The organism is Natronococcus occultus SP4 (assembly GCF_000328685.1).
Classification (GTDB): domain Archaea; phylum Halobacteriota; class Halobacteria; order Halobacteriales; family Natrialbaceae; genus Natronococcus; species Natronococcus occultus.
The window spans coordinates 591,015-615,798 of sequence record NC_019974.1; the positions used below are offsets into that span (position 1 = coordinate 591,015).

Sequence of the window (24,784 nt, forward strand, 5' to 3'; positions counted from 1 at the left end):
CATTCGGCTACGAGTTGTGAATCGTGTGTTCCGTTCGCAACCTTCTTTAGCTGGTCGCGTGACGTTCCAGCTACAGATGGCTGTACTCTGGTTGGACGAAATCAGCGCCGGTGACCTCGAGCAGGTCGGCGGCAAGGGAGCTTCTCTGGGCGAGCTCACGGGCGCTGGACTTCCCGTCCCACCTGGATTCGTCGTAACTGCGGGCACCTACCGATCGTTCATCGAGAACGCGAACATCGACGAGGAACTGTTCGAGGCCGTCGACGTCGACGTCGACGACTCGAGCGCGCTCGCCGAGGCGGCCGAACGCGCACAGGACCTCATTCTCGAGACGCCGTTTCCCGACGAGCTTCGCGCGGAGATCCTCGAGTCCTACCGGCAGGTCGGCGAGGACGGCGAGGAGGCGTTCGTCGCCGTCCGCTCCTCGGCGACCGCCGAGGACCTCCCCGACGCCTCCTTCGCGGGGCAACAGGAGACGTTCCTGAACGTCACCGAGTCGGATCTGCTCGATCGCGTTCGGGAGTGTTGGGCCTCGCTGTTTACCCAGCGGGCGATCTACTACCGCCAGGAGAAGGGGTTCGATCACTCCGCGGTCAACATCGCGGTCGTCGTCCAGCAGATGGTCGACGCCGAGAAATCGGGTGTGATGTTCACGAGCCACCCCTCCACGGGCGATCCGACGATGATCATCGAGGCCGCGTGGGGGCTCGGCGAGGCCGTCGTCTCCGGCGCCGTCTCTCCCGACAACTACGTCGTCTCCCGCCAGGACCGCTCGGTCGACGTCACCGTCGCCGAAAAGAAGGTGATGCACGCCAAAGACGAGGAGACCGGCGAAACCCGCGAGATCGACGTGTCGGAGGCAAAACGGAACGCCCGCGTCCTCGCCGACGACGAGATCGATCGGCTCGTCGATCTGGGCGAGCGCGTCGAGGACCACTACGACACGCCCCAGGACGTCGAGTGGGCGATCCTCGATGGAGAGGTCTTCATGCTCCAGTCCCGTCCGATCACGACGATCGACGAGGGCGAAACCGACGTGGCCGGAAGCGGCGAAACCGGCGACATCTCGGCGGGGCTCACCGACGGAAGCGGCGTCCAGACGGCCGACAGCTCCAGGAGCGACTCCCGATCGGGGTCGGACGGTGCCGGCGACGTGCTAGTCGACGGGCTGGGCTCGAGCCCCGGCCGGGTCAGCGGCGCGGCTCAGATCGTCACCAAGCTCGACGAGCTCGACAAGGTCGGCGAGGGCGACATCATCGTCACCGAGATGACGATGCCCGACATGGTGCCCGCGATGAAACGCGCCGCGGGGATCATCACCGACGAGGGCGGGATGACCAGCCACGCAGCCATCGTCTCCCGCGAACTCGGCGTCCCTGCGATCGTCGGTACGACCAACGCCACTAGCGTCCTCGAGGACGGCCAGGTCGTCACCCTCGACGGCGACAAGGGCTCCGTCCTCGAGGGCGATACGGTCTCTCCCGAGGAGGAGGCCGAACCTGTCGAGGAGGTGCGCCCGCAGTCCCCCGTCAAGCCGATGACCGCGACCGAGGTCAAGGTCAACGTCTCGATTCCGGAGGCCGCCGAACGTGCTGCCGCAACCGGAGCCGACGGCGTCGGACTCCTGCGAACGGAGCACATGATCCTCTCGCTGAACCAGACGCCCGCGAAGTTCATCGAGGAGAACGGCGAGGACGCCTACATCCAGGAGCTCGTCCAGGGGGTCCGGGGCGTCGCCGACGAGTTCTACCCCCGACCCGTCCGGGTCCGGACGCTTGACGCCCCGACAGACGAGTTCCGCCAGCTCGAGGGCGGCGACGACGAACCCCACGAGCACAACCCGATGCTGGGCTACCGTGGCATCCGCCGCTCGCTCGACCGACCCGACGTCTTCGGTCACGAGCTCGAGGCGTTCCGCCGGCTCTACGAGATGGGCTACGACAACGTCGAGATCATGTTCCCGCTGGTCAACGACGCCGAGGACGTCTACCGGACCAAACAGCTGATGACCGAGGCGGGGATCGATCCCGAGAAGCGAACCTGGGGCGTGATGATCGAGACGCCCGCCTCCGCGCTTGCCGTCGAGGAGATGGCCGACGCCGGAATCGACTTCGCCTCCTTCGGGACCAACGACCTCACCCAGTACACGCTCGCGGTCGATCGCAACAACGAGCACGTCGCCGACCGCTTCGACGAGCTGCATCCCTCGGTACTCCGGTTGATCGGCGACGTCATCGAGACCTGCCGCGAACACGACGTCGACACGAGCATCTGCGGTCAGGCCGGCTCGAAGCCGGAGATGGTCCAGTTCCTCGTTAACGAAGGCGTAAGCTCGATCTCGGCGAACATCGACGCCGTTCGCGACGTCCAACACGAGGTCAAACGCGTCGAACAGAAACTGCTGCTCGATTCGGTGCGGTAAACTACCCTCCCCTACTCCCTCAGCGCATACGCGCCCTGTAGCGCTCCCGGTGGAGCCCGACCCTCGAAGACGGCCGTTCGGAAAGAACGCAACTACTAAGCGGCTGACCCGACTGCTGAGTGATATGCAAGCGGAGCCGCAGGCGTTCGACCGGGTTCTCTCGTCGATGTGTACGAAGCCGCACCCGGATGCACGCGATGCGGCCGAACGGTTTCTCGCGACGAACCCCGGCGATCCCGCCACCTACCAGCGGGTTGCCGAGCTCGAGGACGAGGCCGTCGCCCTGCTGGGCGAGGTCGCGGGCCTCGACGATCCCGCCGGCTACGTCGCAAGCGGCGGGACGGAGGCGAACATCCAGGCGGTTCGGATCGCCCGCGAGCGAACCGACTCGCCGCGGCCGAACGTCGTCGTGCCCGAGTCGTGTCACTTCAGCTTCCGGAAGGCCGCCGACGTCCTCGAGGTCGAGCTGCGGGTCGTGCCGACCGACGACGACCACCGCGCAGATCTCACGGCGGTTCGGGCAAGCGTCGACTCCGACACCGCCCTGGTCGCCGGCGTCGCCGGAACCACGGAGTACGGGCGCGTCGACCCGATCCCCGAACTCGGCGAGATCGCCGACTCGGTCGGGGCGACGCTCCACGTCGACGCCGCCTGGGGCGGCTTCGCCCTCCCCTTTACGGACTACGAGTGGCACTTCGGCCACGCGCCGGTCGACACGATGGCGATCGACCCCCACAAGATGGGCCAGGCCGCGGTTCCAGCGGGCGGACTGCTCGCACGCTCCGAATCGCTGCTCGATGAGCTCGCCGTCGATACGCCCTATCTCGAGTCGACCTCCCAGGCGACGCTGACGGGTACCCGGTCGGGCGCGGGCGTCGCAAGCGCCGTCGCGGCGATGCGGACGCTGTGGCCCGAGGGATACCGCGAGCAGTATGCCCGCTCGCAGCGCAACGCCGAGTGGCTGGCCGACGCCCTGGAGAAGCGCGGGTACGATGTCGTCGATCCGACGCTCCCGCTGGTCGCCGCGACGGTTCCCCGACCCACGTTCGAGGCGCTCCGGGCGGAGGGATGGCGCCTCTCCCGGACCGCGACGGGAGAGCTCCGGGTCGTCTGTATGCCCCACGTCACCCGGGAGATGCTGGCGTCGTTCGTCGCCGATCTGGATCGGCTCGAAGTGCGTGCGAGCGTCCCCGTCGTCGGCGACGACTGATGGACCGACTCGACGGTGTCACGCTCGTCGGCGTCCTCGTCCTCGTCGCGTCCTCGGCGCTGCTAGAAGGTGCCGTCGTCGCGGCGATGCTCGGTGGGTTCCTCCTGTCGCTGTCGACCTGGCGGCTCCACGGGGGTCGGCCCTGGGAGGCGCTTGCCTGGTTGGCGTGGGTCGTCACCGCCGTCTCAGTGGTTTTGCCCCTCGGAAGCGTGGCGTTTGCCGTCGTCTTCTTCGGATCCATGCTCGTCGGTCTCGGATTGCTGTTCGGCAGTCGAACCGATCTGTTGCCGGACGTCTGGACCATGGAGACAGCGCCGGGAGAGTGACTCGAGCGAGTTCGCGGTAGGTTTTTGGCGGCTCCGGGAGTATGCCCGAGTAGGATGACGGCGACCGCTGCGTACCAGGCTCGTTCTATGCGGATGCAGCGCTAGCGCCGTCCGGGAGGAGAGCCGCGAACCGCCGGTCATACGGTCGTCGCGCGGACTCGAAACCCGGCTACCCGTTCCGACGCCCGACGGATCGTCCCGTTCGAACGATCGACCGAAACCGGCGGGTTTTACGCCCGCCACCGACAGATCACAGATATGAGCAACGACGACTTTCCGACGGACAGTCCCGCGGTCGTGACCTGCGGGTTGCCCTACGCGAACGGCGACCTCCATATCGGTCACCTGCGGGGATACATCGGCGCGGACGCGTTCTCGCGCGCGCTCGAGACGCTCGGCCAGGAGACCGCGTACGTCTCCGGCTCGGACATGCACGGCACGCCCGTCGCGGTCAACGCCGAGCAGGCGGGCGTCGACCCCGCGGAGTTCGCGCTGGAGTGGCACAAGCAGTACGAGGAGACGTTCCCGAAGTTCAACGTCGAGTTCGACAACTACGGTCACACCCACGACGAGACCAACACCGAACTCACCACGGAGATCGTCCGCACCCTGGACGAGGAGGGGTACGTCTACGAGAAGGAGATCCAGGTCGCCTACGATCCCGACGCCGACCAGTACCTGCCCGACCGCTACGTCCAGGGGACCTGCCCGTACTGTGGCGCAAAGGCCCGCGGCGACGAGTGTGACGAGGGCTGTCAGCGCCACCTCGAACCCGGCGAGATCGAGGACCCGACGAGCACGATCACCGGTAACGACGCCGAGTACCGCGAGCGCACCCACAAGTTCTTCCGGGTCTCGGAGTTTTCCGACTACCTCACCCAGTTCCTCGACGGCCTCGAGGGAACCTCGAACGCCCGCAACCAGCCCCGCCAGTGGATCGAAGAGGGGCTCCAGGACTGGTGTCTCACCCGCGACATGGAGTGGGGGATCGACTACCCCGGCGACGAGGAGGAAGACATCGTCCTCTACGTCTGGGTCGACGCGCCCGTCGAGTACATCTCGAGTACGAAACAGTACAGCGAGCGAGTCGGGCCCGAGGAGTACGACTGGGAGCGCGTCTGGAAGGACGACGGTGAGATCGTCCACGTCATCGGCCGGGACATCATCCAGCACCACACGATCTTCTGGCCCGCGATGCTCGAGGGTGCCGACTACAACGCGCCCCGCGCAGTCGCCGCGACCGGTTTTATCACGATCAACGGGAAGGGGCTCTCGACGAGCCGCAACCGTGCGGTCTGGGCCGAGGAGTATCTGGAAGAAGGGTTCCACCCGGACCTGCTGCGGTACTACCTGACGACGACGGGCGGACTCCAGCAGGACGTCGACTTCTCCTGGGACGCCTTCCAGGAGAAGGTAAACGGCGAGCTCGTCGGTACGGTCGGAAACTTCTGGTACCGCTCGCTGCTCTTTGCCTACCGGAACTTCGAGGGGACCCCGGACGCGGACGTCTCCGAGGAGGTCCGGGAGCGCATCGAGGGTGCGATCGGCGACGTCCGCGAGGGGGTCAACGACTACTCGCTGCGAGACATCGGACAGGCCGCCACGCAGTTAGCGCAGTTCGGCAACGAGTACATCCAGCGCAACGAGCCCTGGAAGCTCACCAACGACGACCCCGAGCGCGCTCAGCAAGTGATCCGCGACTGCGTCCAGATCGCCAAGGCCGTCGCCGTCCTGTTCGAGCCGATCACGCCCGGGAAGTCCCAGCAGCTCTGGGAGCAGATCGGCGAGGACGGCGCGATTGCCGACGCCCACCTCGAGGACGCCCTCGAGGCCCCGCCCCGGAACTTCGCGGAGCCCGGTGAGCTCTTCGAGAAGATCGAGGACGACCGCGTCGACGAGCTAAACGAGAAGCTCGAGGAGCGCGTGGCTGCGGCCGGCGACGATGGGGACGAGGAAACCGAAAGCGACGACACCGATTCGGACGAATCCACGGACATGGCAGATACAGACACCGACGCCCTCGAGCCGTTGCTCGAGGACCGTATCGGGTTCGAGGAGTTCCAGGAGCTCGACATCCGCGTCGGGCGGATCGAGGCGGCCGAGGGGATCGAGGGCGCCGACGACCTCGCGCGACTCGAGGTCGACATCGGCTTCGAGACCCGCCAGGTCGTCGCAGGAATCAAGCAACTGCACGACCTCGAGGAGCTGCCCGGCGAGAACTGTATCCTGCTGGCGAACATGGAGCCCGCCGAGCTGTTCGGCGTCGAGTCGAACGGGATGGTCCTGGCTGCCGGCGAGCAGGCGGACCTGCTGACGACTCACGGCGATAGCGAGATCGGCGAGAAAGTTCGATAGCCCGCCGACGCTCTCGACGGCTGCTGTGTCCGCCGACGACCGCGCTGTGGCGTCGGTCCGTCCCTGTTCGCGGACCGATCAGCACCTTCCTGTCGGTGAGTATCGATCCCGCTCTCGCTGGTCGATCACAGTCCGGAAAGCGACGGTCATGTTCCGACGCAGCGATTCACCGTTCCGATTCAGACCTCGTCGACGAGGTCCGCGAAGTCGTCGGTATCCTTCAGCGCCATCGTCTGTGCGTCGAGTCCGTGGCGGTGTAGCGTCAGCGCGGCCTTGAACGCCGCCTCCTGATCGGGCGCCTCGAAGATGACCAGGAAGTCGTGCTCGCCCAGCATCGCGTAGGAGTCCTCGAGCGTGGTGTCGTGTTCCTCGAACTCCGTCCTGATCTCCCCCCAGATCGAGGCGAGTTCCTGCATGTTCTGGACGTCCCGATCGGTGAGCTCTACGACGGACGCGAAGGTAGGCATACCTGGAACGAGGCATGAGAGCCGGAAAACCGTTCCCGTGGCATATGATGGGGCGACTGTAAACTCGGGACCGAGTAAACCAAGCAGTTTTTTGACGGTGCTCGCGCTAGCAGACGGCATGAGAAACGCGAAGATCGTCTGTACTCTGGGTCCGGCCTCGGACGACCGGGGAACGATCGCGTCGCTCGCCGACGCAGGGATGTCCGTCGCACGGCTGAACGCGAGCCACGGCAGCCTCGAGGACCGGGCGACGCTGATCGACCGCGTGCGTGCAGTTGACGAGCAAAGCGACGACCCGGTCGCCGTCATGCTCGACATGAAGGGGCCGGAGGTCCGGACCGCACCGCTTCCGGACGACGAAACCGTCACCCTCGAGACCGGCTCCGAGATCGAGTTCGTCGAGGGCGAGGACGCCTCGCCCGACCGGGTCGGACTCTCCCTACCCATCGAGGAAGTCGAGGCGGGAGATCGCATCTTGCTCGACGACGGGCTGATCGAGACGACCGTCCTCGAGCGCTCGGCGGGCGTCGTTCGGGCCCGCGTCGACACCGGCGGTGAGCTCGGCGGCCGCAAGGGCGTCAACGTTCCCGGCGTCGACCTCGATCTCGACATCGTCACCGACTCCGACCGGAAGGACCTCGAGCTCGGCGCCGAGAAGGAAGTCGACTTCGTCGCGGCGAGTTTCGTCCGCGACGCCGAGGACGTCTACGAGGTCAGCGAAGTCCTCGAGGAGCTCGGTGCCGAGGATGTGCCGATCATCTCGAAGATCGAGCGGGCGGGTGCCGTCGAGAATCTAGACGAGATCATCGACGCCTCGTATGGAATCATGGTCGCCCGGGGGGATCTGGGCGTCGAGTGTCCGATGGAGGACGTCCCGATGATCCAGAAACGGATCATCCGCAAGTGCCACGAGGCGGGCTCGCCAGTCATCACGGCGACGGAGATGCTCGACTCGATGGTCCACGCCCGTCGGCCGACCCGTGCGGAGGCCTCCGACGTCGCAAACGCCGTGCTGGACGGCACGGACGGAGTCATGCTCTCGGCGGAGACGGCGATCGGCGACCACCCGACCGAGGTCGTCGACGCCATGGACAGCATCGTCCGCGAGGTCGAGAACTCCGAGGAGTACGCCGAAACGCTCGAGCAACGCGTCCCGACCGCGGGCGAGGCCCGGACGGACGCGCTGGCCCGGTCCGCGCGGTACATGGCTCGGGACGTCGGTGCCGACGCGATCGTCGCTGCGACCGAGTCCGGCTACACGGCGCTGAAGACGGCGAAGTACCGACCGGGGGTTCCGGTGGTCGCCTCGACGCCGAACGACGACGTTCGGCGTCGGCTCGCGCTCTCGTGGGGCGTGACGCCGCTGTACGCCCGCGTCTCCGACCAGGGGGCCGACGCCGTCGTCGAGAAGGCGGTCCAGGCGGCGCTCGACGCCGGCGTCGCCGACAGCGGTGACACCGTCGTCGTCCTCTGTGGGATGATGACCGACCTCGAGGGGGCCAACACGACGAACATGATGAAGGTCCACGTCGCGGCCGACGCGTTGACGACGGGTCGAGTCGTCGTCGAGGGGCGAACGACCGGACCGATCGCGCGTCTCCACAGCGGCGACCTCTCGACGATCCCCGACGGCGCGATCGTCGCCCTCGAGTCGGAGTTCGACGACGAGTTCGAGGGCGACCTCGACCGGCTCGGCGGAATCGTCAACGCCCAGCGGGGGATGACCGGGTATCCGGCGCTGGTTGCCAGGGAGATGGACGTGCCGATGATCAGCGGCGCCGACGTCGACGAGCTCGAGGACGGGGCGACCGTCACGCTCGACGCCGAGCGCGGCGTCGTCTACGGCGGCTCCATCGGCGATCGAACCGAACGGAACTGACCGCGTCGACCGCGGGTTTTTGACCGCGGCCACACAAGACGTCGGTATGGCAGGCGACGCCTCCGGTGATCGGCACGAGGGAGACGACGGGACGCGGGAGCGGTCGGCGAGCGGTTCGGCCGACGAGCACACGACGGTTCGGAACGTCCGCGACACCGCTCGCGCGACCGACGACGACCGGATCCCGATCGATCTCTCGAGCTACGACGCCGGCGCCGGAGCCGACGGAACGACCGAAACCGAGGACGAAGAAGACGACCCCTACGCGCCCGAGCCGAGCTCGACGCCGATCCATCCGGGGACCCCCTCCCTCGAGAGCGCCGTGTTCGTCCTGCTCGGCGCGGTCGCGATGTTGCTCGTGATCGCCCGCGTGGTCTCGCTCGTCTTCTGACCGACCCGATCCACCCCCGGGCCCACTAAACATTTAATCGCGGCGAGACCTTACGGTCGGACATGATCGAAGTTCTCTTCGAGAACGTGCCCCTCGTGTTGCTGGCGACGGGCCTCGTGTTGATGGGGCTCGAGGCGCTGTCGCCCGGGGCACACCTCATCGTCATCGGCGTCGCGCTCGCCGGGGCCGGACTGCTCGGGCTGTTGCTCCCGCTACCGGGCGGGCTGTTCGTGCTGGCGGCGCTTACCCTCGTTATCGGGATCGCCGCGACCTACGTCTACCGAGAGTTCGACTTCTACGGCGGGAAGGGGACACAACAGACGTCCGACTCGTCGTCGCTGGCCGGGACGACCGGGTACGCGACCGAGACGATCACCAACCGGGGCGGCGAGGTCAAACTCGACGAGGGCGGGTTCGCCCCCTACTACAGCGCCCGCACCGCCAGCGGTAGCATCGAGGAGGGCGAAGAGATCATCGTCCTCGATCCCGGCGGCGGGAACGTCCTGACCGTCGAGTCCCTCGACGCGCTCGGCGAGGACGAGATCGACCGCGCGCTCGCCAGGGAATCCACGACGCCGGAAGAGCCCGACGACTCGAGCACCGACGACTCGATTCGCGAACCCGAAACCGAGAAGTCCGACTGATCGATCGGGACATGTTGACTGGGGGAACGTTTTTCCCCTCACCGCCGTAAGATCGACGTATGGCGATCGAACTACTCCCACTGCAAACCGGCGGTGCATTGCTGTTTCTCGGTGCGCTCGTCCTCGTGGTCGTCGTCGCCGCGCTACTCAGCGCGATCGAGATCGTCGACGCCTACGAGAAACGAGCACTGACCGTCTTCGGCGAGTACCGCAAGCTGCTCGAACCCGGGATCAACTGGGTCCCGCCGTTCGTCTCGAACACCTATCGGTTCGATATGCGAACCCAGACCTTGGACGTCCCCCGGCAGGAGGCGATCACCCGGGACAACTCCCCGGTGACCGCCGACGCCGTCGTCTACATCAAGGTGATGGACGCCAAGAAGGCCTTCCTCGAGGTCGACGACTACAAGAAGGCCGTCTCGAACCTCGCCCAGACCACCCTGCGTGCGGTGCTTGGTGACATGGAGCTGGACGACACGCTGAACAAGCGCCAGGAGATCAACGCCAAGATCCGCAAGGAGCTGGACGAACCCACCGACGAGTGGGGGATCCGCGTCGAGAGCGTGGAGGTCCGGGAGGTCAACCCCTCCAAGGACGTCCAGCGCGCGATGGAACAACAGACCTCTGCCGAACGGAAGCGCCGTGCGATGATCCTCGAGGCGCAGGGTGAACGCCGCAGCGCCGTCGAGAAGGCGGAAGGTGACAAGCAAAGCGAGATCATCCGTGCCCAGGGAGAAAAGCAGAGCCAGATCCTGGAGGCCCAGGGTGACTCGATTTCGACGGTCCTGCGGGCAAAATCCGCCGAATCGATGGGCGAACGCGCCATCATCGATCAGGGAATGGAGACGCTCGAACAGATCGGCCAGAGCGAGTCGACGACGTTCGTCATGCCCCAGGAACTGACCTCGATGGTCGGCCGCTACGGCAAACACCTCTCGGGCAGCGACGTCAAAGAGGACGGCGACCAGCTCGAGAGCCTCGAGTTCTCCGAGGAGACCCGCGAGCTGATCGGCCTCGACGACATCGCCGAGATCATCGGCGAGATCGATCAGGAAGCCGAGATGGACGTCGAGGCGATGGAACAGGAGGCCCAGGCGATCAAAGAGGGCGAGGACCCGGCCGAGATCACGGATCCGGACGAAGTGATCGAGGAGATGGACCAGGAGTTCCAGCAGACCGACGGCGGGACGCCGGAGGCGACGGACGATACTGACACGTCCGCGACGGCGGACGCCGACGCCGCGACCGACGACACGAACGCGAACTAACTGGCTCGCCGCGGCGGAATTTCACCCGTTCTCGCATTAGCTATCAGTATAACGGAAACACTTTTAGAGTGTCAACTCACTGGTGGGCGTATGTCTCCGCTTTTCGTGACGACGGCTGCCGGACTGGCGATCGGCGCGCTGTTGATCGTGCTAGTGCCGATCGTGTTGCGAAGCAGTATCGTCGTCGTCGACGCCTACGAAAAGAAAGCCCTGACCGTCCTCGGCGAGTACCGCAAGCTGCTCGAGCCCGGAATCAACGTGGTCCCGCCGTTCGTCTCGAACACCTACAGCTACGATATGCGGACCCAGACCGTCGACGTTCCCCGCCAGGAGGCGATCACGAGGGACAACTCACCGGTAACTGCCGACGCCGTCATCTACATGAAGGTAACGGACGCAAAGAGGGCCTTCCTGGAGGTCGACGACTACGAGGGAGCCGTCTCGAACCTCGCCCAGACCACCCTGCGGGCCATCATCGGTGATATGGAGCTGGACGATACGCTCAACAGGCGCCAGGAGATCAACGCCAGGATCCGCCAGGAGCTCGACGAACCCACCGACGAGTGGGGGATCCGGATCGAGTCGGTCGAAGTCCGGGAGGTCAACCCTTCGAAGGACGTCCAGCAGTCGATGGAGAAACAGACCTCCGCCGAGCGACGGCGGCGAGCGATGATCCTCGAGGCCCAGGGCGAGCGCCGCAGCGCCGTCGAGGCGGCCGAGGGTGACAAACAGAGCGAGATCATCCGCGCCCAGGGCCAGAAGCAGAGCCAGATTCTGGAGGCCCAGGGTGACGCCATCTCGACCGTGCTGCGGGCTCGTTCGGCCGAATCGATGGGCGAGCGCGCGGTCATCGACAGGGGGATGGACACCCTGGCCGAGATCGGGCAAAGCGAGTCGACCACCTTCGTCATGCCCCAGGAGCTCACGTCGATGGTCGGCCGGTACGGCACCCACCTCTCGGGCAGCGACGTCGCCGAGGACGGCGACCAGCTCGAGAGCCTCGAGTTCGACGAGGAGACCCGCGAGCTGATCGGTCTCGACGACATCAGCGAGATCATCGGCGAGATCGACGCGGAGATCGAATCCGATTCCGAGCTCGACATCGAGGCGGAGCCGGATACGGACGAACCGATCGAACCCGCCACAAACACCGACTGACGGCCCGGAGCGGCCGATCCTACTGGGCGAGACGGAGCGAAACCTGTTTTACCGCGGATCACATTACGGACGGTAGACGTTATGACACCGTCCAAAGGGGTCGACGACGACAAACGCTCGACCCTCCGCCGGTTCGCCGCGCTCGGAGCCGCCGCGCCGGTGGCCGGACTCTCGGAGTCCGCGAGCGCCGACACCGGCGAGAGCGACGCCCGCGACGCGATCACGGGCTATCTCTCGACGACCCCCGGAGCGCACTTCTCGAAGATCCGGGACGACCTGCAGCTCGGCACCGGCGAGACCCAACATCACCTCCGTCAGCTCGAAGAGCAGGGTGTCGTCGAGCGCTACCGCGACGGCGACTACAAGCGGTTCGTGCCGGCCGACCGGTTCGACGACTTCGAGAAGCGCGCGCTTGGATACCTCCGCCGGGACACCCCGCGAGGGATGCTGATCGAACTCCTGCTGGTCCCGGAGTCGACGGCCGGCGACCTGGCGGACTCGCTCGGCGTCTCGGCGCCGACGGTGAGCAAGTACGCCGGCGAACTCGAGAACGCCGGCTTGCTCTCCCGCGAGGACGGGTACGCCGTCGAACGACCCGAGACCGTCCTCGTGTTGGCGGTCCGACACGCCGACTCCTTCGGCAACCGCGCGCGGCGGCTGGCGCGAAACGCCGATCAGTACGTCGCCTACGACGGGTAGCGAGATCGCTCCCCCCATCGTTTTCGAAAAAAGCGTGACTCGAGAGCGACGACCGATCAGAGACAGGTGACCTTCCAGGTCGTGCTCGAGGAGTAGCCCCACTTCTCGATCTCGATCCCCGAGTCGGCCCCCTGTAGCGCGGTGATGTTCGAGCCGACCTCCTTGGCCGTCATCCCCAGCTCCTGGCCGATGACGCGGGACTTGAAGTACGTCTTCGTCGCCGCGTGTTCGCGCAGGTACCGGAGGATCCGGCGCTGTTTGCTCGTGAGGTCGGTTGCCGTTGCGGTGCTCATACGAGCGCAGACGACGGGAACGCTCTTAGGGGGTTTGGTACGGGTAGTTAACTCCCTGCCGGCATGCGATTCTTCGCGGGAGTAAGACGAGAATACCGGGGGCGAAACGGGGTGTTGGTACGGCCGGTTAATCGGTCCGAACCGGCGACTGTCCGCGAAAGGAGTGATTAGCGACCGGCCTCCGACGCGTACTCGGAGGATAGCAGCGCTCCGACGCTGCAGGCGACCGCCTCGCCGAGGGCAGCGGTGCGGTCGGTGAGTCCGCCGGTGAGCGCGCCGGCGGCCCCGTCGGTCTCGGCGACCCCCTTCCGCCCGAGGACGTCGTCCATCACCGGGCCGAGCTCCTCGCCGTCCTCGATCCGGCGCGCGACCGACTCGGGAAGCCGCAGCGTCGGCCCGCCGCCCCGCTCGAGTCGGTTGCCGTCGGTCGCCGCGCTCCACATGATCAGCGAGAGCCCGGGGACGTCCTCGATCCGGGCGACGCCGCCTTCGAGACCGATCCCGTACTCGGCGTCGGCGTTCTCGAGGGCACGTTTCGCCCGGTTCTCGGCGCCCGTGACGGTTTCGGCGATCGACCGGGGCTGTTCGGAGACATCGGAGTCGACCGCGACCGGGATAACCGTCGGCTCGTACCGCGCGAGGGTTCGCTCGACCGCTTCGACCTTGACCGGGTTCGTGCTCCCGACTGCGACGTCCATACCGTCCTTTCGGATCCGGCCCGTTTGGAACTCTCGTTTCGTTTCGAGTCGTGAGTTCGGTCCTACACGGATTTTGACGAAAAACCCCGTCTCGGCCCCGAAAACGGGGGCGATTCCGAAACCATTAACTCCGGTGTCTCGCAACCAGGTAGGTAACAACTCCGTCCGGATTCTGCACGCGACCCAGCCGGGCAGTAGTCGCCACCATGACTAACGCATCACCGAACACGAGAGTCCGACGTAGCGAACACGAAACCAACGAGGAGACGACCGAGAGCGAGGACAGCGACGTCGTCTGTCCCGAGTGTGCCGGCCAGCTCGTCGTCGACGACGAGCACGGCGAGACCGTCTGTGAGGATTGTGGCCTCGTCGTCGAGGAAGACTCCGTCGACCGAGGACCCGAGTGGCGCGCCTTCGACGCCACCGAGAAAAACGAGAAGTCCCGCGTCGGCGCGCCGACGACGAACACGATGCACGACAAGGGGCTGTCGACGAACATCGACTGGCGCAACAAGGACGCCTACGGCAACTCGCTGGGCTCGCGCCAGCGCGAGAAGATGCAGCGCCTGCGCAAGTGGAACGAGCGGTTCCGCACCCGCGACTCCAAGGAACGCAACCTCAAGCAGGCGCTTGGCGAGATCGACCGCATGGCGTCGGCGCTGGGGCTGCCGACGAACGTTCGCGAGACTGCAAGCGTGATCTACCGGCGGGCTCTCGAGGAGGACCTGCTGCCCGGTCGATCGATCGAGGGCGTCTCGACGGCCTGCGTCTACGCCGCCGCCCGACAGGCCGGCGTTCCGCGCTCGCTCGACGAGATCGCCGACGTCTCCCGCGTCGAGAAAAACGAGATCGCCCGCACCTACCGCTACGTCGTCCGCGAGCTCGGTCTCGAGGTCCAGCCCGCCGACCCCGAGAGCTACGTCCCCCGTTTCGCGTCGGGACTCGAACTCTCCGACGAGGCCGAACACCGCGCGCGCGGACTGCTCCAGAACGCCAAGGAGAAAGGCGTTCACTCGGGGAAGTCGCCCGTCGGCCTCGCGGCCGCCGCAGTGTACGCCGCTGCACTGCTCACCAACGAGAAGACGACCCAGGCCGCGGTGAGCGATGTCGCCGACATCTCCGAAGTTACCATCCGGAATCGGTACCACGAGCTGCTCGAGGCCGAGGAAACCCTCGGGATGGCCTGAGTCGTCGGAACGACACCGTTTTTCGCCGCCCCGTTCTCACAATCGGCTATGGGCATCGATTTCGACTCGTTCACGCTTACGGCTGCGACCGCCGATCTCGCCGACGCCGACGAGCCGACGGCTCGCGAGCACGCCGACGCTGTCGAGTTTCGGATGGACCTGACCGACGACCCCCTCGAGTGCCTCGAGGGCTACGACGCTTCTCTCCCGATCATCGCGACCAACCGCGCCGCCTGGGAGGGCGGCGAGTGGGATGGTACTGACGAAGATCGGCTCGAGGTTCTTTCGGCGGCGACCGCGTTCGACGCCGTCGGCGCGATCGACGTCGAACTCGAGTCGATCCTCGCAGGTGAGGCAGAGGACGTCCTCGAGACCGCCCGCGAGCGTGACGTCTCGATCGTCGCGTCGAGCCACGACTTCGAGGGGACGCCGTCTCGGGGCGAGATGGTCTCGACGCTGACCGAGGCGGGCAAGTACGCCGACGTCGCGAAACTGGCCGTCACCGCGGAATCGAAAGCCGACACGATCGCGTTGCTGTCGGCGACCGAGCAGCTCGCGTACCACGGCGACAGGGTGGCGACGATGGCGATGGGCGAACTCGGCCGCCACACGCGGGCCGTGGCGCCGGTGTACGGCTCGAAGATCGGCTACGCGCCCGTCGATCCCACCGAGGCGACGGCGCCGGGCCAGTACGACCTCGAGACGCTCTCGAGGCTCGTGGCCGATCTCGACGGACCGACAGCGGAGAACTAAGCGGGCGGAGCTCGCTGCTTACGAGAGGCGGCGCTTCCAGCGCTCGAGCAGCGTCGTCCCGGAGCCGTCGGACGCCGCTCGATCGTCACCGATCAGATTCCGGTCGAGAACGCGCGCGAGGCGACGACCGTCCGCAGTCAACCCGACGCGTCCGCGTCCTCTGTCATATCGGATGAACCCCCCGTCCCGAAGCGTCCCCAGGTGGATCTGAATGATCGCCTTGTCGTCCGTCTGGCTCCGCTTGAACGCCACGAAGGAACGGTTAAACAGCCGAACAGTATCGGGTGAGCGCTAGCAGTGTGGTTCGACGACCCCGTACGGGAGGGGCGCGACCGGGCCCGGTAGAGCGGTCATACATATCTCTCTGAGGACCCAAACGAGCGTATGACGGGGGATACGCCGCTCGAGCGGGCCACCCGCTGGGAGCATGCCGACGAGAGCAGGTGTATCCCGTGTACTGTCCTCAGCCTGGCAATCGCAGCGGTGGCGGCGGTCGTCGTCGGCGTCGCCGTTCCGAGCGCCGGTATCGTGCTGTTCGTCGTCGCCGTGACCTGTGATGAATGTAGCGATCGGGTCCTCGAGTTCGGGGTCTGAGCCGTCATCGTACCGGTCGCGGCCCTGTGGCTGTCCTCGCGGGGCGACGGTGGCGGGGCTGCGGAGTACGATGACGCGGTCGACGCGGCGCCCGACCGAGTCGAACAACAGGAGCCGGGGATGGACCGCTGACCGCGCGACGCTGTCCCGTGCTCGCGCTGGTGGTCGCCCCCGCGTTCGTGGGTGGCTATCAAACGGTCGCACTGCTCTCAGCGTCCGGGGACGCAACTGGAACGTTCGCAACTGGGTCGGAGTCCGGCGATGAGGTTTCGGGGGTCGACACCGCTCTACAGAGATACAGCGAGAGTGCCTCGGGGCTTGACCCCGGGGAGAATCGCGTAAGCTATATGACGCATCCCACCGTATTGACGAGAACAGTTGCGACGTGGATTAAAGACCGTAATCCGAAGCAACTGCGCGCAGTTGCGAGGAATGCGACACCTCTCAAAACCCGCGTCCTTGACGTGGTGAGACGGGTGTTGTCGGGTCGTGGTGGAGCGACCGACCCCCACGGACGCACCGAGCGTTCGGGTGTTAATTCCAACCGACCCATTTCGGGAAGGTCGAGGGGAATTAAATTCGCCTGCGCCCACCCGTCCGTTTCTGGACGGCATGGGCAAAACGGTGAAGCCTCGGGGCTTGTCCCCGAGGTACTTCACCGAGCGAGCTTCCCGAGAAAAACGAGACCGATAGCAACGAGACCGAAGCGACCGACACGGTCACGACGAGTGGGGGTGGCGAGGACCTCAAGCCGATCCACGACGAGGAAAAACTCTCGACACTGACGGGAACGAACTCGAGACAAACGTCTGATATAGAGCAGAATTATAAAGTAGCGAGGGGCAACCGGACGTTGATAGTCCTACTCGTTCAGTTCGTCATCTGGAACTTCCTTGTTTGCCTCAGCGTCGTCCGGTGCGAGGTCTCTTGCAGCAGCCTCGTGATCACCGCCTTCCGGATTGTCCTCTCCAACAGCAACGATGATCATATCATTGACTAACTGTGCAGGATCGCTAGAATCGACTCCGAACGTATTGGTGAGCAACCCAACGTCCTCGTATTCGCCCACTTCAAGTGTCGTGGCCCAAAGCGGCGATGTGGTGCCACCGTTGAAGAGCCCGACGTTGCCCGTTTTTGGACCCACCAGGAAGACAAACACGTGGATTGTTTGCTTCCCCTGGTTACGAATCCTGAAGAGGTCCTTGAAGATGGTAACTGAATTGGAGTTGACCCCAGTGCCACCACCCTCCGTCTCATTGTCCTCGTCCATCCGGATTCGGAGATGGCCCTCATCTTCGTCAACGTAACTACTGTTAGGGCTGTCAGGAACCTCTTTGAGGCCGAGGTATGCATTTGCGTCATTAACGGCCCGAACACTCATCTCACGTGTAGACGTGACCGAACTGAACGCGCCCGTGCCGACAAGCGCACTTGCTCCGATAGCTGTACTCCCCGCACCGATCAGGAATTTACGTCGTTCCATCGTGATTCACCGTTATTGCGCGCTCGAGCCGCCGACCGCCCGTCGCTCGCCATCGTGGCGTCGTCTTCGAGCGCAGGCATTCTCCCCATGGACAGCACCCCCCTTTTGTATACACTGGCAGCAGATTCGGCATACCGGGCCTGTAGAGCGGTAGTAGTGTCGTGCAGGAGTCTCGTCGAAAAGTACGGGCGGTCAGGAGGTCTATAGCCGGGACGTACAGAGGCGAGTGGGGCGACCTGCAGTCCGGATCGGTCGCGTCCTCGCTCGAGCAAACTACCACAGGCTCTCCATGAAGGGCTGTTAACAACAATTGTGACTAACAGGTAGGTCCGATTGATGCAGCTTGAGCAGCACTCTCGAGCGTGCGACGGCCCGCGATCGAAGAACGAGCTATCCGAACCGTCGGCACGTCACGAGGACGCGAACACGGACAACGAGCGACCCCACTCCTCGATCTCCTGTTTCCCGTCACTCGAGCGAAGTAAGCAAAAGAGGACCGTCGCTACGAGCCGGAGTCGTCGCTGTCGTCCTCGAGGGCGTCTCCCCCCTCTCCCGATCCGTCACCGATCACCGTCGGCTCCTCGGCTTCCTGCGCGTCGGGTTCGAGGACTCGGTCCTCGTCCTCGCTCTCTTCATCCTCCAGCCCCTCGGGCGCGTACACGTACAGCGAGTCGTCGTCGAGGACGTAGTACCGCCCGTCGCGCTCGTCCTCGATCACGCGCCGATCGCAGTCGACGGCGACGTCGACGAGGTCCTCGAGGGTCGCGATCTCGATCCGCGAGCGCTCGCGGACGTCGGCCGGAAGCCGTCCTCGCGAGATCCAGTCGTCGAACGCCTCGCGCTTGTAGCGGGCGTCGATGCGCTCGAGTTCAGCCGCCGAGGGCGCGAGGGTCCCCTTTCGGCGGGCGACCCCGAGGACCCCGAGGGCCGCGACCGAGCAGATCCCGAGCAGGGCAAGGACAACAGAACTGAGCCCGCTAAAGCCAGAGCTCCCCGCAACCGCGACCGCTTCGGTTCGTTCCTCGGTCCGTTCCTCGGCCGCGGGCGCCTCGACCGTGTAGGTCGTGTCGTCGGGCTCGACGACCAGCTCGTAGCTGTCGACGCGATCGACCGACTCGCCGTCGATCGTCCCCTCGATCGCCATCTGCACCTCGACGACCGTCTCGAGCTCGCCCACGGATTCGTTGAGATCCTCCTGGATCTCCTCGGCCTCCGCAGCCGTTTCGGGCACGTCGACGCTGAACGACGTCGCCTGCTCCTCACCAGGCGCGAGGGACTCGGTCTCCTCCTGGGCGGTCGTCTCGTTGACCGCCCAGTGCTCGACGCGGTCGTCCTCGTCGTCTACGTCCTCGACCGAGCGGATCACGCGGTCGGCCTTGAGGACGACCGCGACGTCGCCGTCGGGCGCGTCGTACGCGTACGTGAAGGTCGCCTCGAGCTCGGGTGCGACCTCGGCGAAGTACATCGAGCGATCCGAGAGCTCGGTGCCGACCGGGAACACCTCGTTTTCGGCCTGGACGGTCGCGCTATGGTCGAAGCCGCCAGTCGTCGACCACGCCTCGACCGTTCGTTGTTCGAACTCCTCGTCACTATCGTCGGCGACCGCGCCGTAGGCGCCCCACCCCCCGAGCAGGGCGAGTGCGAGCAGGGCGACGACCACCACGACGAACCACTCGTCGAGCGCGGTGCGAAGCCGCACGCGCCGTCGGTCACTGATCACGGTCGATCCCCTCTCCGTTCGGATTGCTGTATCGATATCGGAACATGATTCTCAGTCGTTCAGACCACCCGGGGAACGCGATCTCGCTCGCGAACGCGTCCTGATCGTACCGGTGCCGATCAGGAGAGCCAGCGGCGCGACAATTATCCCCGTCAGCACCGCCGTCACCGACGCCATCGCCGCCCAGGGGTGGATCGCGTGCAGGGTCGCGATTATCGGCTCAGGCAACACCGCGAAGTACGTGCGTTCGCTCACGGACCGGAGGTAGTACCCCGTCTCGGGCGGCGCGGTGTAGGCGACGGCCGCCGTCGCGTTCTCGCCGTAGCCGAGCGTCGTCCGCTCGTCGACGGCGACCCCCTCGCTCGCCGGTTCGACGATCGTCACGGTCGGCAGGACGCCGCCGTTGTACAGCTCGTACTCGTGGCTCTCGGTCTCGCCCATCGGAATCACGTCGGGGCGATCGGAGTCGAACTCCGCGCTCACGATCCCCGTCTCGGTCGTCCCCGACATCGCGACCATCGTCGCCAGCGAGACGACGATCAGCAGCGCGGCCAGCCCGAGGACGAGCGTCCGCGCGTCGTACACGTCCTCGCGCGAGCGCTCCCGGTTGCGCTCGCGGGTCGCACCGCTCCATCGCTCGAGCGCGAGCGAGACACCGAGGACGACTAGGCCGAACGCGAGCAACAGAGACGACAGCCCCTGCGTGCCGAGTACGGCAGTCGTCCCGAGCGTCGACGCCAGCCACCGCTGGCTCGACTCGAGGCCGTTCTCGACGCCCATTACCGCCGTCCCGAGGTGCGGGATCGTCACTGGCTCGCCGTTCACCTGATGCGCCGTCGCGGCGACCTGGCCGTCGGTGACGACGGGTTCGCCGGAGTCCTGATCGGTAAACGGGTTCGCGTCGCCCTGGGTGACGTAGCCCTGCTCGGTAACCTCGACGACCCGGTGGGTCGTGAGTCCGCCGCCCTCGATCTCCTGGGCGTCGAAGACGATCACGTCGCCCTCCTCGGCCGGGCCGGCGACGGCAGACGGAACCGCGACGAAGCCGTCGCCGGTCTCGATCGTCGGCTCCATACTCCCCGTTTCGACGTAGCTGAGCGCGATCGGGATCCCGAGGACGTGTCCCGCGACGATCGCGAGCAACGCGAGCGCGGCGACGCCGATCGCGACGAGCGTGACGACACGCATCGGTCCCCCCTGCTGTCCTGTTCCCATCGTTCCCCTCGTCCGTCCGAACGCCCACAGCCGAGCGATCGGCCGTCCGGAATCGACCACACTCCGTCGGCCCCTTACTATAGGCACGTTAGGGAACGTCTGGCATCGTCTGCAGGTCGACAAGACGACCCTGAAGCGTCCCGACAGCGTCGCGAGGGTCGTCAAGGCAGCCTTGAACTGTAGTGGCAGTGTCAAACGGACCGACAAGTAGTGCCAGAACGTCGCTTCTATTCCTTCCACTAGAACTATCGGTGACGTGCTTCTATAGGCTTAGAAGCGCTTTTGACGGGTATCTGGAAAGAGTAGTATCCGTCGAGTGATAGCTACACTGTCAATAATAAAAACCATCGGTAGAGACGTGAGATGTACCTCGCGCTCACCGGGGGGTGGCGTCGGAGGTGGAAGGGGGATCAGAATGAGTGTCAGCAAGCTAGACGAGGAGGAGCTCGAGCCGGAGGAACTGAATCGAGACGAGGTCTTCGAGATGTTGAGCAACCAGCGCCGGCGCTGGGTGTTGCACTACCTGAAACAACAGAACGAGGACCGTGTCGACCTCCGATCGCTCGTCGACTCGGTGTCGTCCTGGGAGTACGAGACGCCTGCAGACGAACTCCCGTGGAAGAAACGCAAGCGCGTGTACACGTCACTGCGCCAGTCACACCTGCCACGGCTCGACGAGTCCGGCGTCATCGAGTACGACCGCAACCGCGGCGAGGTCGCGCTTACCAACGAGGCACGGAAGCTGCAGCTGTACCTCGAGTACGTTCCCGAAGACGACATTCCCTGGAGCCACTGCTATCTCGGTCTATCGGGGGTCAGCGCCGCCATCACGGCGCTGGCGTGGTATCCGGTGTACCCGATCGGGGAGCTCTCGGCCGTCGCGCTCGGCGCGTTGGTCACCGCGATGTTCGGCCTCTCGGCGGTCGTCCACACCTACCACTCGCGGCGGAACCGGATCGGCCACCAGGGGCCGCCGAAACGATGAGCGCGCGAGTCGGAGTCGGGCTGATCGTCGTCGCGATCGCACTGCTGATCACCGCAAGCGCCGGTGCGAGCGTCGCCTCGGTGGAGCGCCCACTCTCCGTGGAGGTCGTCGATGGTGACGAGGCGGGCGTCGCCGTCGAGGCCGTCGAGGCTGAACTGCTCGACAACGCCGGATCGGAGACCGCAGCCGAAAGGGCGGACGAGAACGCGACGGATGCGGCGCCACCACTGGGCGAACGAGAGCTGCTGGTCGTCACGAACCAGCTCGGCGAGGAGATCACAGTAACGGAGATCGAGGTTCCGGACGGAATCGACCAAGAGGACGCGTCGGGCTGGGTCGGCACCGAGATCGAGACCGGCGAAAACGCCACCCTCGAGGGAACGGTCGACTGCAGCGAGCTCGAGCCGGTGCCGGAGGTGTCCGTCGAACTCTCCGGGAGCGACGTCACGATCTCTCAGACAGTCGAACTCGCAGTGACGTGTCCGTCCGAATCGGTCTGACGAGAAACCGGAATGTTAACGGCGACAGTTCCCAACTGAACGGACGTACAATGACTTGGATCCGCGCGCTCGCGGCTGCCGGACTCTCCGTCCTCCTTCCCGGCGCGGGCCACGTATTTATCCGTGATTGGGTTCGTGGTCTCGCCTTTGGCGGTATCTTTCTCGCGTCGCTGGCGATCTTCCTCCCGCCGACCGACCAGATCATGGCCGCTGACTCGGTCACCGGAATGATCGGCGTCGTCACGACCGAAACCGACACGATAAGTCAGTTTGTCGTCTCGTTTATCGTCCTCTTCGCCGCGATCGACGCGACGTTTCGCTCGATGGGGTTCCCGCCGGGCTCGACCAACGGCGCCGATCAGGATGGCCCGAGCTGTCCCGAGTGTGGGAAACCGCTCGACGAGGACCTCACGTTCTGTCACTGGTGTACGACTCGACTCGAACCGGCCGAGCCCGAAGAAGAGGAACCGACGAACACGTGACGTCGGGCCGGGGCGTTACTTCTCGATAATACTTTCCTCGACGGCTTCCCCGAAGTGCCGCGCCGTGTCCTCGTAGTACAACAGGAGCTCGTCGCCGGCCTCGAGCTCGGTCACCGCCTTCCGCCCCTCGCTCGTGGGTACCTTGATCGTCTCGGCGTTCTGGAGCAGGGTCTCGACGCGATCGCCGTCCGCGGTCTCTAAGGCGATCCGGAACATCGGTCGCTGCTCGATTTTGACGCGGCCGACGATCGCCTCGCGGGTGTTGCCGTCGGTGTCGACGACCTGGACCTCGTCGCCGCTCTGTAGCTCCGAGAGGTACTTCGTGCCGCCGTCGGGCGTGCGGACGTAGGCGTGGACTGCGCCCGCGTTGACCCGGAACGGACGGGAGGCGACGTACGGCGATTCGGCGGTCTCGGCGTGGACGAAGACGAGCCCGCGGGCCATCGAGCCGACGAGCATCCCCTCGTCGTGTTCGAGCAGGGAGCCGGTGTCGACACAGACCCGGTCGGCGCTGCCGATCTGCTCGATATCGAGGACGTCGGCGTACTCCAGCTCCAGGGACTCGCGTTCGGCCTCGTCGCGCACCTCGACGGTACGGCGGATCTCGTCGGGGTCGTCCGAATCCAGCAACACGGCGTCGGCGCCGAGCTCAAGGGTCTCGAAGGCGGTTCTGGCCTCGTCGGCGGAGGTGACCCCCGCGACGAGTTCGGTCTCGTCGCCGATGCGTGCGATCAGGTTCTCCAGCGGGATGATCGTCCAGTCCTCGCCGACGACGATCGTGTGGTCGGCCTCCTGGGCGGCCGACTCGGCGAAGGCCTCGTACTCCTTTCCGAGGATGCGGACGTACGCGCCCCGATCCAGCTCGCCCTCGCGGCGCAGCGTCGAGAGATCGGCCGAGCCCGAGAGGTCGCCCGGAAGATCGATCGTTCCGTCACCCTCGCCGTCCTTGCCGACGACGACGGCGTCGGGTTCGGCGGTCGACTCCGGCTCCGATTCGGTCTCGGCCTCGTCGACGACGTCGACGTCGTCGACGTCGTCGACCAGCGTGACGTCCCCGTCGGTGCGAAACGCCGCGACGTTGATCTCGCCGAGTTCGCGGACGCGTTCGACGTCGTCCTCGTCGACCAGTACCCAGTCCGCGCCCGCCTCGAGCGCGGCCGTGATCCGTGCGCGGCGGGCGTCCCAGTCGCCGACGGCGTCGTCGGCTTTGACCCAGACAGCTCTCGTCATAGCTCGAGTCTCGAAGGGGAGTGGCTTGAACGTGGCGAATCCGACAGCAGTCGTGGGGATCGAAACTCCGCGTACGACACCAACTGTCACGTGCCACCATCTGTCGTGGTACGAAACGTTCAGAACGATCGACCCCGTACGAGGAGTCAGATGGCTGCCTACGACGCGATCTGTTTCGATCTCGACAGCACCCTCTGCGAGCCCACGCAGGATCCGGACGTCGTCCTCGAGCGGGCCTTCGAGGACGTCGACCGCGATCCCTTCTGTACGCCTGCCGATCTCCGCGCGGCCGTTCCCGAGGTGCCGACCGTTCAGACTGCCGAGCAGTTCTACACGGAGCTGTTCAAAGCAGTCGCCGAACGGACCGACGCCGACTCCGCACTCGCACCCGATCTGGCACAGCGGTATCTCGAGGTGCAGGATCCGACCGCCGTCCGGTTTCGCCCCGGCGCCGAGGACGCCCTCGAGTACGCCCGTGCCCGCGGACGGGTAGGACTCATTACGAACGGTGGCCGGAAGACCCAGATCCAGAAGCTGCGGGCACTCGGAATCGCGGACGCCTTCGACGTTCGGGTGTACACGGATCCGAACGCCGGCGTCTACCCGAAACCCGACGCCGCGCCGTTCGAGCGGGCGCTGGGCGCGCTCGAGACCAGCCCCGAGCGGGCGATCCACGTCGGCGACTCCCTGCGGGCCGACGTCGCGGGCGCCAACGCGATGGGGCTCGACTCGGCGTGGATCGATCCCGGGCGCGACGACGTCGCCCGCGAACACGAGCCGACCTACGAGCTCGACACGCTCGAGCGCCTCGAGTCGATCGTCTGA

Annotated in this window: 25 protein-coding genes; 17 read left to right on the forward strand and 8 right to left on the reverse strand. The window is 65.8% G+C overall.

The genetic code is table 11. The annotated features are described in order from the left end of the window. Nucleotides 1-76 precede the first annotated feature (76 nt). From ppsA to metG, 4 genes are all read left to right on the forward strand, one after another. A complete protein-coding gene (ppsA, locus tag NATOC_RS02930; protein WP_015319923.1) occupies nucleotides 77-2,422 on the forward strand; it encodes a phosphoenolpyruvate synthase in 2,346 nt (781 codons plus the stop codon). A gap of 112 nt (nucleotides 2,423-2,534) precedes the next feature. Next, complete coding sequence (gene mfnA / locus NATOC_RS02935) at nucleotides 2,535-3,632, forward strand: tyrosine decarboxylase MfnA (protein WP_281170493.1); 1,098 nt, start codon at nucleotides 2,535-2,537, stop codon at nucleotides 3,630-3,632. Further along, complete coding sequence (locus NATOC_RS02940; RefSeq protein ID WP_015319925.1) at nucleotides 3,632-3,958, forward strand: hypothetical protein; 327 nt, start codon at nucleotides 3,632-3,634, stop codon at nucleotides 3,956-3,958. Before mfnA ends, NATOC_RS02940 begins: the two co-directional genes overlap by 1 nt. 258 nt (nucleotides 3,959-4,216) lie before the next feature. After that, a complete protein-coding gene (gene metG, locus NATOC_RS02945) occupies nucleotides 4,217-6,313 on the forward strand; it encodes a methionine--tRNA ligase (protein WP_015319926.1) in 2,097 nt (698 codons plus the stop codon). 179 nt (nucleotides 6,314-6,492) lie between these two features. Here metG and NATOC_RS02950 read toward each other — a convergent pair whose 3' ends face one another. Then, nucleotides 6,493-6,780 (reverse strand): GYD domain-containing protein, encoded by a 288-nt coding sequence (locus NATOC_RS02950; protein ID WP_015319927.1) that lies wholly within the window; start codon nucleotides 6,778-6,780, stop codon nucleotides 6,493-6,495. Nucleotides 6,781-6,898: 118 nt separating this feature from the next. Here NATOC_RS02950 and pyk point away from each other — a divergent pair, with 118 nt between their 5' ends. The 6 genes from pyk (at nucleotide 6,899) to NATOC_RS02980 (ending at nucleotide 12,819) form a co-directional block, all read left to right on the forward strand. Next, the gene (pyk, locus tag NATOC_RS02955; RefSeq protein ID WP_015319928.1) at nucleotides 6,899-8,659 is read left to right on the forward strand and encodes a pyruvate kinase; all 1,761 of its coding nucleotides are present in this window, start codon (nucleotides 6,899-6,901) and stop codon (nucleotides 8,657-8,659) included. Nucleotides 8,660-8,705: 46 nt separating this feature from the next. Continuing rightward, nucleotides 8,706-9,050 carry a DUF7312 domain-containing protein gene (locus tag NATOC_RS02960; protein ID WP_015319929.1) on the forward strand — a complete coding sequence of 115 codons (345 nt, stop codon included), beginning with the start codon at nucleotides 8,706-8,708 and terminating at the stop codon, nucleotides 9,048-9,050. A 62-nt stretch (nucleotides 9,051-9,112) separates the two neighbouring features. Further along, a complete protein-coding gene (locus NATOC_RS02965) occupies nucleotides 9,113-9,694 on the forward strand; it encodes a membrane protease regulator (protein ID WP_015319930.1) in 582 nt (193 codons plus the stop codon). 59 nt (nucleotides 9,695-9,753) lie between these two features. Further along, on the forward strand, nucleotides 9,754-10,962 hold the full coding sequence (locus tag NATOC_RS02970) for an SPFH domain-containing protein (RefSeq protein ID WP_015319931.1): 1,209 nt from the start codon (nucleotides 9,754-9,756) through the stop codon (nucleotides 10,960-10,962). A gap of 90 nt (nucleotides 10,963-11,052) precedes the next feature. Then, nucleotides 11,053-12,120: an SPFH domain-containing protein gene (locus NATOC_RS02975; RefSeq protein ID WP_015319932.1), complete on the forward strand. Its 1,068-nt coding sequence runs from the start codon at nucleotides 11,053-11,055 to the stop codon at nucleotides 12,118-12,120. An 81-nt stretch (nucleotides 12,121-12,201) separates the two neighbouring features. Further along, nucleotides 12,202-12,819 carry a winged helix-turn-helix transcriptional regulator gene (locus NATOC_RS02980; RefSeq protein ID WP_015319933.1) on the forward strand — a complete coding sequence of 206 codons (618 nt, stop codon included), beginning with the start codon at nucleotides 12,202-12,204 and terminating at the stop codon, nucleotides 12,817-12,819. Between the two features lie 56 nt (nucleotides 12,820-12,875). Here NATOC_RS02980 and NATOC_RS02985 read toward each other — a convergent pair whose 3' ends face one another. Further along, nucleotides 12,876-13,112, reverse strand: coding sequence for a DUF7123 family protein (locus NATOC_RS02985; protein WP_015319934.1), 237 nt, complete (start codon nucleotides 13,110-13,112; stop codon nucleotides 12,876-12,878). Nucleotides 13,113-13,279: 167 nt separating this feature from the next. Beyond that, the gene (locus NATOC_RS02990; RefSeq protein ID WP_015319935.1) at nucleotides 13,280-13,810 is read right to left on the reverse strand and encodes a DUF84 family protein; all 531 of its coding nucleotides are present in this window, start codon (nucleotides 13,808-13,810) and stop codon (nucleotides 13,280-13,282) included. Nucleotides 13,811-14,016: 206 nt separating this feature from the next. On the opposite strand from NATOC_RS02990, the gene NATOC_RS02995 reads away from it, so the two are divergent. Together NATOC_RS02995 and NATOC_RS03000 are read left to right on the forward strand one after the other, a co-directional pair. Beyond that, nucleotides 14,017-14,997 (forward strand): transcription initiation factor IIB, encoded by a 981-nt coding sequence (locus tag NATOC_RS02995; protein ID WP_015319936.1) that lies wholly within the window; start codon nucleotides 14,017-14,019, stop codon nucleotides 14,995-14,997. A 48-nt stretch (nucleotides 14,998-15,045) separates the two neighbouring features. Then, nucleotides 15,046-15,750: a type I 3-dehydroquinate dehydratase gene (locus tag NATOC_RS03000; protein WP_015319937.1), complete on the forward strand. Its 705-nt coding sequence runs from the start codon at nucleotides 15,046-15,048 to the stop codon at nucleotides 15,748-15,750. 18 nt (nucleotides 15,751-15,768) lie between these two features. On the opposite strand, the gene NATOC_RS03005 is transcribed toward NATOC_RS03000, so the two are convergent. Further along, nucleotides 15,769-16,002, reverse strand: a complete 234-nt coding sequence (locus tag NATOC_RS03005; RefSeq protein WP_049888633.1) for a helix-turn-helix domain-containing protein — start codon at nucleotides 16,000-16,002, stop codon at nucleotides 15,769-15,771. 132 nt (nucleotides 16,003-16,134) lie between these two features. On the opposite strand from NATOC_RS03005, the gene NATOC_RS03010 reads away from it, so the two are divergent. Then, entirely contained in the window at nucleotides 16,135-16,344 is a 210-nt protein-coding gene (locus NATOC_RS03010; protein WP_015319938.1) for a hypothetical protein, read from the forward strand. An 862-nt stretch (nucleotides 16,345-17,206) separates the two neighbouring features. On the opposite strand, the gene NATOC_RS03015 is transcribed toward NATOC_RS03010, so the two are convergent. The 3 genes from NATOC_RS03015 to NATOC_RS03025 all read right to left on the reverse strand — a co-directional run bounded on the left by NATOC_RS03015 (nucleotide 17,207) and on the right by NATOC_RS03025 (nucleotide 20,762). Further along, nucleotides 17,207-17,827: a DUF1102 domain-containing protein gene (locus NATOC_RS03015; protein WP_083866555.1), complete on the reverse strand. Its 621-nt coding sequence runs from the start codon at nucleotides 17,825-17,827 to the stop codon at nucleotides 17,207-17,209. Nucleotides 17,828-18,329: 502 nt separating this feature from the next. Next, nucleotides 18,330-19,547, reverse strand: coding sequence for a DUF5305 domain-containing protein (locus NATOC_RS03020; protein ID WP_169330922.1), 1,218 nt, complete (start codon nucleotides 19,545-19,547; stop codon nucleotides 18,330-18,332). A 51-nt stretch (nucleotides 19,548-19,598) separates the two neighbouring features. Beyond that, nucleotides 19,599-20,762 (reverse strand): signal peptidase I, encoded by a 1,164-nt coding sequence (locus NATOC_RS03025; RefSeq protein WP_049888875.1) that lies wholly within the window; start codon nucleotides 20,760-20,762, stop codon nucleotides 19,599-19,601. A 415-nt stretch (nucleotides 20,763-21,177) separates the two neighbouring features. Between NATOC_RS03025 and NATOC_RS03030 the strand changes: the two genes are divergently transcribed. From NATOC_RS03030 to NATOC_RS03040, 3 genes are read left to right on the forward strand one after another with little or no spacing between them, the layout of a single operon-like run. Continuing rightward, the gene (locus NATOC_RS03030) at nucleotides 21,178-21,747 is read left to right on the forward strand and encodes a DUF7344 domain-containing protein (protein ID WP_015319942.1); all 570 of its coding nucleotides are present in this window, start codon (nucleotides 21,178-21,180) and stop codon (nucleotides 21,745-21,747) included. After that, a complete protein-coding gene (locus tag NATOC_RS03035; RefSeq protein WP_015319943.1) occupies nucleotides 21,744-22,247 on the forward strand; it encodes a hypothetical protein in 504 nt (167 codons plus the stop codon). The genes NATOC_RS03030 and NATOC_RS03035 overlap by 4 nt, the downstream gene beginning before the upstream one ends. 50 nt (nucleotides 22,248-22,297) lie before the next feature. Then, nucleotides 22,298-22,729: a DUF7575 domain-containing protein gene (locus tag NATOC_RS03040; protein ID WP_015319944.1), complete on the forward strand. Its 432-nt coding sequence runs from the start codon at nucleotides 22,298-22,300 to the stop codon at nucleotides 22,727-22,729. A gap of 15 nt (nucleotides 22,730-22,744) precedes the next feature. Here NATOC_RS03040 and NATOC_RS03045 read toward each other — a convergent pair whose 3' ends face one another. Next, nucleotides 22,745-23,959 (reverse strand): 3-dehydroquinate synthase II, encoded by a 1,215-nt coding sequence (locus tag NATOC_RS03045; protein WP_015319945.1) that lies wholly within the window; start codon nucleotides 23,957-23,959, stop codon nucleotides 22,745-22,747. Between the two features lie 150 nt (nucleotides 23,960-24,109). On the opposite strand from NATOC_RS03045, the gene NATOC_RS03050 reads away from it, so the two are divergent. Further along, the gene (locus NATOC_RS03050; RefSeq protein ID WP_015319946.1) at nucleotides 24,110-24,784 is read left to right on the forward strand and encodes an HAD family hydrolase; all 675 of its coding nucleotides are present in this window, start codon (nucleotides 24,110-24,112) and stop codon (nucleotides 24,782-24,784) included.